Annotated in this window: 8 protein-coding genes and 1 tRNA gene; 6 read left to right on the forward strand and 3 right to left on the reverse strand. The window is 63.7% G+C overall.

The window, feature by feature from the left end; all coding sequences use genetic code 11:
* The first annotated feature begins 81 nt into the window (after nucleotides 1-81).
* The 5 genes from betI to betB all read left to right on the forward strand — a co-directional run bounded on the left by betI (nucleotide 82) and on the right by betB (nucleotide 6484).
* Nucleotides 82-672 carry a choline-binding transcriptional repressor BetI gene (gene betI / locus X738_RS65570; RefSeq protein ID WP_023800855.1) on the forward strand — a complete coding sequence of 197 codons (591 nt, stop codon included), beginning with the start codon at nucleotides 82-84 and terminating at the stop codon, nucleotides 670-672.
* Entirely contained in the window at nucleotides 669-2198 is a 1530-nt protein-coding gene (gene betC / locus X738_RS65575; protein ID WP_023800856.1) for a choline-sulfatase, read from the forward strand. The genes betI and betC overlap by 4 nt, the downstream gene beginning before the upstream one ends.
* Nucleotides 2195-3202: a threonine/serine dehydratase gene (locus X738_RS65580; protein ID WP_023800857.1), complete on the forward strand. Its 1008-nt coding sequence runs from the start codon at nucleotides 2195-2197 to the stop codon at nucleotides 3200-3202. Before betC ends, X738_RS65580 begins: the two co-directional genes overlap by 4 nt.
* Before the next feature lie 3 nt (nucleotides 3203-3205).
* Nucleotides 3206-4858: a choline dehydrogenase gene (gene betA / locus X738_RS65585; RefSeq protein ID WP_023800858.1), complete on the forward strand. Its 1653-nt coding sequence runs from the start codon at nucleotides 3206-3208 to the stop codon at nucleotides 4856-4858.
* A gap of 162 nt (nucleotides 4859-5020) precedes the next feature.
* Nucleotides 5021-6484 (forward strand): betaine-aldehyde dehydrogenase, encoded by a 1464-nt coding sequence (betB, locus tag X738_RS65590; protein WP_023800859.1) that lies wholly within the window; start codon nucleotides 5021-5023, stop codon nucleotides 6482-6484.
* Nucleotides 6485-6525: 41 nt separating this feature from the next.
* Here the strand turns inward: betB and X738_RS65595 are convergent, their stop codons facing one another.
* Nucleotides 6526-8046 carry a phosphomannomutase/phosphoglucomutase gene (locus X738_RS65595; protein ID WP_023800860.1) on the reverse strand — a complete coding sequence of 507 codons (1521 nt, stop codon included), beginning with the start codon at nucleotides 8044-8046 and terminating at the stop codon, nucleotides 6526-6528.
* A gap of 203 nt (nucleotides 8047-8249) precedes the next feature.
* Here X738_RS65595 and X738_RS65600 point away from each other — a divergent pair.
* Nucleotides 8250-8326, forward strand: a tRNA-Pro gene (locus X738_RS65600).
* Between the two features lie 258 nt (nucleotides 8327-8584).
* On the opposite strand, the gene X738_RS65605 is transcribed toward X738_RS65600, so the two are convergent.
* Both X738_RS65605 and X738_RS65610 read right to left on the reverse strand, forming a co-directional pair.
* Nucleotides 8585-9667, reverse strand: a complete 1083-nt coding sequence (locus X738_RS65605) for a hypothetical protein (RefSeq protein ID WP_023800861.1) — start codon at nucleotides 9665-9667, stop codon at nucleotides 8585-8587.
* A gap of 523 nt (nucleotides 9668-10190) precedes the next feature.
* Nucleotides 10191-10850, reverse strand: a 660-nt coding sequence (locus tag X738_RS65610; RefSeq protein WP_023800862.1) for an adenylate/guanylate cyclase domain-containing protein, incomplete at its 5' end; no start/stop codon positions are given.

Genomic DNA, 10850 nt, shown 5'->3' on the forward strand with positions numbered 1-10850 from the left:
ATTTGCCACACAATCGCGTCGGATTTTTGTTGATTGATCCGTCAATAAAAAATAATCTTGCCGCAAGGGACCGGAGCAAAGATGCCGAAAATCGGAATGGAGCCGCTGCGCCGCAGGGCGCTGATCGACGCGACGATCTCGGCGATCGGCGAGCGCGGTTCGCTTGATGTGACGATGTCGGAAATCGCCGGGCGAGCCGGGGTGTCCTCGGCGCTCGCCCATCACTATTTCGGCGCCAAGGACGAACTTTTGCTGGCGACGATGCGGCACATCCTGGCCGAGTTGACCGCCGACATGCGGCGCGCGCTTCGATCGGCCAGCACGCCACGCCAGCGCGTTTCGGCGGTGGTCGCGGTCAATTTCTCCGACGCCCAGTTCCAGCCGGAAACGATAGCCGCCTGGCTCGCCTTCTATGTCGAGGCGCAGAAATCGCGAGCGCTGCGCCGGCTGCTCAAGGTCTATGCGCGACGCCTGCATTCCAATCTGTTGAACGGGCTGACCTGCATCCTGCCGAGAAGCGAAGCCGACCGCGTCGCCGAGGCGACAGCGGCGCTGATCGACGGGCTCTACATCAGGCGCGCGCTGAAGGACGGCGTGCCCAATGCCGCGACCGCGATCGCGCTGATCGAGGACTATCTCGAAACGAAACTCGGCCGGCGGAGCGCGCAGTGACGTCGAAGCGACCCAATTTTCTGATCGTCATGGTCGATCAGCTCAACGGCACATTGTTCCCGGATGGGCCGGCGGACTTCCTGCATGCGCCGCATCTGAAGGCGCTGGCGGCTCGTTCGGCGCGCTTCAAGAACAATTACACCGCCTCGCCGCTCTGCGCGCCGGGCCGTGCGGCGTTCATGAGCGGCCAGTTGCCGTCGCGCACCGAGGTCTATGACAATGCCGCCGAATTCGCCTCGTCGATCCCGACCTATGCGCATCATCTGCGTGCCGCCGGCTACCACGCCTGCCTGTCCGGCAAGATGCATTTCGTCGGGCCGGATCAGTTGCATGGTTTCGAGGAGCGGCTGACCACCGACATCTATCCGGCCGATTTCGGTTGGACGCCGGATTATCGCAAGCCCGGCGAGCGGATCGACTGGTGGTATCACAATCTCGGCTCGGTGGCCGGCGCCGGCGTCGCCGAGATCACCAACCAGATGGAATATGACGACGAGGTCGCCTTTCACGCGGTGCAGAAGCTTTATGATTTCGCCCGCGTCTCGGACGATGCCGCGCGCCGGCCGTGGTGCCTGACCGTCTCCTTCACCCATCCGCACGACCCGTATGTCGCGCGCCGGCGCTATTGGGATCTCTACGAGGATTGCCCGGCGCTCGAGCCGGAAGTCGGCTTCATCCCCTATGACGAACAGGATCTGCATTCGCGGCGGCTTTACCGCGCCAGCGACTATGACAGTTTCGACATCACCGGCGAGCAGATCCGCCGCGCGCGGCGCGGCTATTTCGCCAGCATCTCTTATCTCGACGACAAGGTCGGCGAACTGCTGTCGGTGCTCGAGCGCACGCGGATGCTCGACGACACGATCATCCTGTTCTGCTCCGATCACGGCGACATGCTCGGCGAGCGCGGCCTGTGGTTCAAGATGTGCTTTTTCGAGGGCTCGGCGCGGGTGCCGCTGATGATCGCCGGAAAAGACATTTCGGCCATCCTGATCGACGCACCGGTCTCCAATCTCGACGTCGTGCCGACGCTTTGCGACCTCGCCGGCATCGACATGAGCGCGATTGCTCCATGGACCGACGGCCAGTCGCTGCTGCCGCTGCTCGACGGCAAGACGCGCACTGAACCTGTGCTGATGGAATATGCGGCCGAAGGCTCCAACGCGCCGATGGTGGCGATCCGCGAGGGCCGTTACAAATTCATCCATTGCGAGATCGATCCGCCGCAACTGTTTGATCTTGAATCGGATCCGCGGGAATTGACCAACCTCGCCGCCGACCCGGCGCACGCGGCTTTGGTGGCTTCTTTCACCGATAAGGTCCGGGCGCGCTGGGACATGGCTGCCTTCGATGCCGCCGTACGCGCCAGCCAGGCGCGCCGCTGGGTGGTCTATCCGGCGCTGCGCAACGGCACGCATTACCCCTGGGAATTCCAGCCGCTGCAGAAGGCCTCGGAACGTTACATGCGCAACCACATGAACCTCGACCTGCTCGAAGAGCAGAAGCGCTTTCCGCGAGGCGAATGATGACAACCCTCGTCCCCTCCCTCGATCACCTCAAACAGGCGTATGCCGTCACCGCCAAGGCGACGCAGATCACGCCGCTGCTGGAGTCGGCGGCCTTGGCCAGGGAGACCGGCGCCTTGCGCGTCTTCGTCAAGCCGGAGTCGCTGCAATGGGCCGGTTCCTTCAAGATGCGCGGCGCCTATTGGCGGCTGAAGCGGCTTTCGCCCGATGAAGCCAGGAAGGGCGTCGTCGCCTATTCCTCCGGCAATTTTGGGCAAGGGCTGGCCGCCACCGGCCAGGCGCTGGGCATTCCAGTGACCATCGTCATGCCGATCGACGCGCCGGCCGCCAAGCGCGACGCAACGACCGGCTATGGCGCGCGCGTGGTGCTGACCGACCATGGCGAGCGCGCGCGTGAGGAGGTTGCCGCCGCCACGGCGCGAGAGATCGCCGAGACCGAGGGGCTGGCGCTGCTGCATCCGTTCGATGACCCCGAGATCGTCGCCGGCCAGGCTGGTGCCGGGCTGGAGGCACTCGAGCAACTCGATGCCAGGAATGCCAGCGCCGATCTGCTGTTCTGCGCGGTCGGCGGCGGCGGGCTGATCGGCGGCGTTTCGCTGGCTTTCCACTATCTGTCGCCGGCGACCGAGATCATTGGCGTCGAGCCGGAAGGTTTCGACGGCATGGGCGCGTCGCTGGCGCATGGCGTCATCGAAACCATGCCGATCGGGCCGAAATCGATATGCGACGGGCTGATGGCGCGCAGGCCCGGCGACGCGCCGTTCGCGGCGGTCAGGACCGCGGGCGTTCGCGGCATCACCGTCGACGATCAATCGGTGCGCGGCGCGATGCGCGTCGCCTTCGAACGGTTGAAGCTGGTGCTGGAACCTTCGGGCGCTGCATCGCTCGCGGCGCTGCTCGGCGGCAAGGTGGATGTGAGCGGCAAGACCGTGCTCGTGGTGGCAACCGGCGGCAATGTCTCGCTCACCGATTTCATGACGCATATGAACGATGGGCGCATATGAACCATGCTTGAGGCGGATTTCGTCATCATCGGCGCCGGCTCGGCCGGCTCGGCCATGGCCTACCGGCTGTCGGAGGATGGCAAATATTCGGTGATCGTCATCGAATTTGGCGGCAGCGACATCGGGCCGCTGATCCAGATGCCGTCGGCGCTGTCGATCCCGCTCAATATGAGCCTCTACGACTGGGGTTTTGCCAGCGAGCCGGAGCCGCATCTCGGCGGCCGTGTGCTGGCGACGCCGCGCGGCAAGGTCATCGGCGGCTCGTCCTCGATCAACGGCATGGTCTATGTACGCGGTCACGCCCGCGATTTCGACCATTGGGCCGAACAGGGCGCGGCTGGCTGGGGGTTTGCCGACGTGCTCCCCTACTTCAAGCGCATGGAGGACGCCAACGGCGGCGAGAATGGCTGGCGCGGCCACGGCGGCCCGCTGACCGTGCAGCGCGGCTCAAGGACGAATCCACTCTACGGCGCCTTCGTCGAGGCAGGCCGTCAGGCCGGCTTCGTGCTGACCGACGACTACAACGGCGCGAAGCAGGAAGGCTTTGGTCCGATGGAGCAGACCATTCGCGGCGGCCGCCGCTGGTCGGCGGCGAGTGCCTATCTCAGGCCGGCGCTGAGGCGGAAAAATGTAAGCCTGGTCAAGGGCTTCGCCCGACGGGTGATCATCGAGAATCAACGCGCCACCGGTGTCGAGATCGAAGTGCGCAGACGGATTCAGGTGATCAAGGCGCGACGTGAAGTGATCGTTGCCGCCTCCTCGATCAATTCGCCCAAGATCCTGATGCTGTCCGGCATCGGCCCGGCCCAACATCTGAGGGAATACGGCATTCCGGTGGTCGCCGACCGGCCCGGCGTCGGCCGCAACCTGCAGGACCATATGGAGCTCTACATCCAGCAGGAATCGACGCAGCCGATCACGCTGAATTCGGTGCTGAACCCGTTCTCCAAGGCGCTGATCGGCGCGCAATGGCTGTTCTTCAAGTCGGGCCTTGGTGCAACCAACCATTTCGAGGCGGCCGCCTTCGTGCGCTCGCGCGCCGGCGTCGACTATCCCGACATCCAGTATCACTTCATCCCGGCGGCGGTCCGCTATGACGGCAAGGCGGCGGCGAAAGCGCATGGTTTCCAGGCGCATGTCGGGCCGATGCGATCGAAGTCGCGCGGTTCCGTCACGCTGCGCTCGCCCGATCCCGGCTCGAAGCCGGTGATCCGTTTCAACTACATGTCGCATCCGGACGACTGGATCGAGTTCCGCCACTGCATCCGGCTGACGCGCGAGATCTTCGGCCAGTCGGCCTTCGATGCCTATCGCGGCAAGGAGATCTCGCCGGGCTCGCACGTGCAGTCGGACGACGATCTCGATGCCTTCATCCGCGATCACGCCGAAAGCGCCTACCACCCTTGCGGCACTTGCAAGATGGGCCGCAAGGATGATCCGATGAGCGTCGTCGATCCGCAATGCCGTGTCATCGGCGTCGACGGGCTGCGGATCGCCGATTCTTCGATCTTCCCGCGCGTCACCAACGGCAATCTCAACGCGCCGTCAATCATGACCGGCGAAAAGGCCGCCGACCACATTCTCGGCCGCACGCCGCTGGCGCCGTCCAACCAGGAACCATGGATCAATCCGCGCTGGCAGGTGTCGGATCGATAGAACGACGTTCGTCCATTCGGACGCACAAGCGCTCTATCGCTTTTTTAGTCCTCGCATCGTGCTTTCCGAAAATCGATTCCGATTTTCGGGCCGATGCGATAAGCGATGATCCGGCGGTGTCTGCCCGCCGGTCGCATCGAAAGACAATTTGGAGAAGGTCCCATGCGCGCCCAGCCAAAGGCATCGCACTATGTCAACGGACGCTACATCGACGATGAGCAAGGTGCGCCGCTGCCGGTCATCTATCCGGCAACCGGCGAGACCATCGCGATGCTGCGTTCGGCGACGCCGAACGTGCTGGAACTGGCGATCGAAGCAGCGCGTGCAGCACAACCGGCCTGGGCGCGGCTGAAGCCGGTCGAGCGCGGGCGCATCCTGCGCCGCGCCGCCGACATATTGCGCGTGCGCAACGCCGACCTGGCGCGCATCGAGACGCTGGATACCGGCAAGGCGATCCAGGAGACGCTGGTGGCGGACGCGCCATCGGCAGCCGACTGCCTCGAATATTTCGGCGGCGCGGTCGCTGCCTATAATGGCGAGTCCGTCGATCTCGGCGGCGCCTTTGCCTATACAAGGCGCGAGGCGCTGGGCGTCTGCGTCGGCATCGGCGCCTGGAACTACCCGATCCAGATCGCCGGCTGGAAATCGGCGCCGGCACTCGCCATGGGCAACGCCATGGTGTTCAAGCCGTCGGAGAACACGCCGATGTCGGCGCTGGCGCTCGCCGAAATCTACACCGAGGCCGGCCTGCCCGATGGGCTGTTCAACGTCGTGCAGGGCTATGGCGATGTCGGCGCCGGCCTCGTCGGCCACGATGTCGTCGCCAAGGTTTCGGTGACCGGCTCGGTGCCGACCGGCCGCAAGGTGCTGTCGCTCGCCGGCTCGAAGATGAAGCATGCCACCATGGAGCTTGGCGGCAAGTCGCCGCTGATCATCTTCGACGATGCCGATCTCGAAAATGCCATCGGCGGCGCCATGCTCGGCAATTTCTATTCGACCGGCCAGATCTGCTCCAACGGCACGCGGGTCTTCGTGCAGAAGGGCATCCACGACCGTTTCGTCGAACGACTCGTCGAGCGGACCAAGAAAATCCGTATCGGCGATCCGCTCGACCAGGAAACGCAGATGGGACCGCTGGTCTCCAAGGCGCAGCATGAAAAGGTCATCGGCTATATCGAGGCCGGCAAGCAGGATGGCGCTGTGCTCGCCTGCGGCGGCAATGTACCTTCGCTGCAAGGTTTCCAAGGCGGCTTCTTCGTCGAGCCGACGGTCTTCACCGGCGTCACCGACACGATGCGCATCGCGCGCGAGGAGATTTTCGGGCCTGTCATGAGCGTGCTGAAATTCGACGGTGAGGACGAGGTGATCGAGCGCGCCAACGATACCGAATTTGGCCTTGCCGCCGGCGTGTTCACGCGCGACCTGCCGCGCGCCCACCGCGTCATCGCCGAGTTGCAGGCCGGCACCTGCTGGATCAACGCCTACAACCTGACGCCCGTCGAAATTCCCTTCGGCGGCTTCAAGCAGTCGGGAATCGGGCGAGAAAACTCGCTTGCGGCGTTGGCACTCTATTCGCAGTTGAAGTCGGTCTATGTCGAGACCGGGGATGTGGCGAGCCCCTATTGAGGCTCACCGGCGCCGCCGACCAGAGACCTTAGCCAGAGAACTTAGAACGTCTGGTTGTAGGCGCCGACCTCAGGGCTGCGGCGCAGCACCGCATCGACGGCTTCGAACATCTGCCGGCGCCGTTCGGACGACACCGGGCTCTCCACCACGACGACAAGCTCCGGCTTGTTCGACGACGCCCGCACCAGGCCCCAGGTGCCGTCCTCGGCAACGACGCGAACGCCATTGACGGTGATCAGCTCGGCGATCTTCTGGCCGGCGAAGATGGCGCCGTCATGCTTCATGGCTTGAAAGTCGGAAACGACCCGCTCGACCACGCCATATTTCAGCTCGTCGGCGCAGTGCGGCGACATGGTCGGCGTGCCGAAAGTCAGCGGCAGGTCGCGATAGAGATCGGCCATGCTGCTTGTCGGGCTGCGATCCAGCATCTCGCAGATGGCGATGGCTGTGATCAGACCATCATCATAGCCGCGCCCGATCGGCGGGTTGAAGAAGAAATGACCGGATTTCTCGAAACCGGCGATGGCGCCAAGCTCGGCCACGCGCCGCTTTATATAGGAGTGGCCGGTCTTCCAATAATCGGTGACGGCGCCATCGGCGCGCAGCGCGGCGTCGGTATTGAACAATCCGGTCGACTTGACGTCGACGACGAAGGTCGAGCCTGGATGCAGGCGCGCAATGTCGCGCGCGAGCATGACGCCGACCTTGTCGGCGAAGATCTCGTTGCCTTCATTGTCGACCACGCCGCAGCGGTCGCCATCGCCGTCGAAGCCAAGCCCGACATCTGCTCCTGTCTCCAGCACCTTGTCGCGGATCGCGTGCAGCATCTTCATGTCTTCGGGATTGGGGTTGTAATTCGGAAACTTATGATCGAGCTCGACATCGAGCGGGATCACCTCGCAGCCGATCCGTTCCAGCGCTTCAGGTGCAAAAGCGCCGGCAGTGCCGTTGCCGCAGGCGGCGACCACCTTGAGCTTTCTCGCTATGCGCTTGTCGCGGGTCAGGTCGTCGAGATAGATCTTGCGGAAATCCGCAACGAAGTCATAGGAGCCGCCGCCGACCAGGTCGAAGTCGCCGGCAAGCACGATCGCCTTCAATGCGCTCATTTCCTCCGGACCGAAAGTCAGCGGACGCGCCGCCCCCATCTTGACGCCGCTCCAGCCGTTCTCGTTGTGCGAGGCGGTGACCATGGCGACAGACGGCGTGTCGAGCGCGAACTGGGCGAAATAAGCCATCGGCGATAGCGCCAACCCGATATCCCTAACCCGCGCGCCGGCGGCCATCAGCCCGGAAACCAGCGCCAGCTTGATCGCCAGCGAATAGGAGCGGAAATCATGCCCGGTCACGATGTCCGGCCCGGCGCCCAAACGCCGGATCAGCGTGCCGAGCCCCATGCCGAGCGCCTGGACACCGATCAGGTTGAGCTCAGGTGGCTTTGCAGAGCCCGGATGGCCGAACCACCAGCGCGCATCATACTCACGAAAGCCGGACGCCTTGATCAGCGCCGAGGTTTCAAACTCGAAAGTGTTGGGAAGGGCTTCGCTAACAATCTTCAGGGACAAGACAGCAACTCCAAGCGGCTGGATTCAGAGTGGTTTCAACGCAGGTGGCCATGCCTATAACACGAGCCGTTAAGCGGTGTTTATCCCGCAGGGAACTGAAACCTGTATGACGTTAGAGCGAAACGGCAAGAAATGCGACAGAAGCGCTGCCATTGGCGCTTGCAGGAACGAAGTACGGCGGCTATAAGCCCGCGGTCTGGTCACGGAGTGTAGCGCAGCCTGGTAGCGCACATCGTTCGGGACGATGGGGTCGCAGGTTCAAATCCTGCCACTCCGACCAGAAAAAACAATGGGTTAGGCATCCCGAATACTGCCTGCCCCACAGATATCCCCACTGAAAAGATGGAAAAGTATCTAGGCCGCTCGATGGAGCTGGCAGACGCATAACTATTTAACTGCGACACGCTATTGCTGCCATTTCACCCGCCAACCCCAGGTCGGCTGTTCCGGCACATACCCACTCGCGATTTTGCAGAATCTGAGGCCGCGCCATCTAAACTATGTCTGCTTCGCGCACCATTGGCGCTGTGCCCGGGACTTAGGCGGATCGGACACCGCCGGCACCGGCGAATCGTCCAACGATCTTGCCCAGCGTTCGCAGCGTCCAGGCCAGCGGCGCCAGAACCATCCTCAGCAGAGAAGCCAGGACAAGACAGAGTATAAGGTAGGCCGCAAAGGCGCCGAGCCAGGCCGGGAGACCTGCTTGTTCGGCTATCCAACCGGCCGCGTTTGTCAGAAGGTGAGGTCGCGTGATCGCCACATAGGGAAGTGCGACGACGGCGGCGACACCGGCTGCGGTACCGACGGCGGAAAGCGATTGGAACGCACCTTTGCCTGCAGCCCTCAGATGTGCGATCCGCACAGTTCCGCGACCAGCTGCGGCCACCGGTGCCCTCGCAACCCGCAATGCCTTGGCTGCGGCGCCCATGCCCCCGACGACGATTGCCGCATCGAAGGCCGCCCAACCCATCTCGTCCCAGGTCGGAAGCCGCTCGCCGCGGGTGATCACCCCTTCCAGGTCGGAAACGCCGCCCAGGACTATGTTCTTCGCACCAAGCAGCGTGCGGGTGAACTGTCTGCGGACTGCTGTTCCGTCAACGATCTCGAACTCCGACAGCATCTCATGCCCGCGATCCTTGAGCTCGCGAATGGCAACAAGCCCATATTGCTCCGGCGAAATCTCGGCGAGGCCGAATCCCACCTGCCGGTCGTCCCACAGGCTCGAGAGGCCCTGACCGATGGTTTCCTGCAACAAGTACTGCGACGATCCATTCTTCACGAAGTAAGCAATCACCGGCACGACCGGATGGCCGAGACGGTCGAAAACCTCCACGAAATCCGCATCCTCGCCATAGACGAGGAACACTCTGGCTGCATCGTCGCCATATTTCGCCGCTGCCTCATGCCAGCCGAGCCCGCCTGCCGCGCAGGCTGCAAGAACCCATGGCCGAGCCTGCTCCACAGCTTTGCTGCTGAGCGGGCAACGGGTGTCGTCCCGGCGAACTTCCTCCGCCAGCGCGGCTCGCATGACGTCATCCTCGAAGTGATGGGGCTCCAGCCATTCCCATCTGAGCGTCAGGACGATCGCCACAACGAGTGAGGCTGCTAGCAGATATCTCATTCTCAAGGGGGCATCCTCCCGCAGTCATGTCATGCCAAGACGTGCCGAAGCTATCAGCCAATCCCGATGAAGCGACCGTTAGTTCTGGGATGTGGTGGAAATTTGCTGGAGGGTGCGCCGACAGCGGACGTTCCGTTTTCCACCAAACCTCGGCCGTTCATGGTCATTTTGGGGCCGCAAGCGGACTGGCAGCTTTGGCCCTCGGATCTTCAATAGCTGACCTTCACGTCGGTGCGAGTAACGCCGTGACGTGCCCCCCTGCGGACGTTCGTGGCATCGCAGCGAACGTCCGGAATGTATGACAGCTGACGTTTGTTGTCAGATAGACAAATCTGAGCGAGCGGTAAGGAAGCTTGAAAAGGCAACCTACGTGCTGCTATTGGCCGGAGCACATGAGGCGACATGATCAGCTCAGTCCGTCGCCGCTCGTGGCTGCAAAGCCGATTGCCTGCACAGACGTACCGGCTCCCGCTTGTATTAGTCACGCATCTGGTACCCTTGCCCGGACCCCGGCCCGCGGGGCTCAATCCTCCGGCAGGGTGAAGACCGCGCAGGGATCAGCGATACCGCGCAATAAGTGCTCGCCCAAAGGGATCAAAGCCGTTGTCGTCTCCGCCGCGACCGCGCCCGAGATGAGCACGCTGCGACCAAGGGGCCTGCATAGCCCTTCGAGCCGGCTGACCAGGTTGACCGCAGGGCCGATGGCAGTGAAGTCCAGCCGGTCGGCCGCGCCGATATTGCCCCACAGCATCTCACCGAGATGCAGTGCCGCGCCGAAGGGCAGCGGCGGCAGCCCCTCCGTCTGCCGCACCGCATCGAGATGGGCCATGCCGGCGCGGGCGGCGACAACAGCCCGCAGCGCCGCCTCGCAGGCCTCGGCCGGGGCGCCCGTGACCGGGAAAATCGCCAGCACACCGTCGCCGATGAACTTCAGCACCTCGCCCCCGAAAGCATGCACCGCCCCGGCGACGCGGTCGAACCAAGCGTCGAGGGCGGTGATCATCGCTGCGGGCTCCGTCGCCTCGGACAGGGCGGTGAAGTCACGCAGATCGGCACAGAGCAGCGCGGCGCGGATGGTCTCCCCGGTGCCGCGGCGCAGCGCGCCGGCCTGCACCCGGGCGGCACTGCGCCTGCCAAGATAGGCCTCGAGCAGCGCTGCCAGCGCCGCCCGCGCGGTCAGGGC

Origin of the sequence: Mesorhizobium sp. L48C026A00, from assembly GCF_000502375.1 — a bacterium.
Taxonomy (GTDB): domain Bacteria; phylum Pseudomonadota; class Alphaproteobacteria; order Rhizobiales; family Rhizobiaceae; genus Mesorhizobium; species Mesorhizobium muleiense.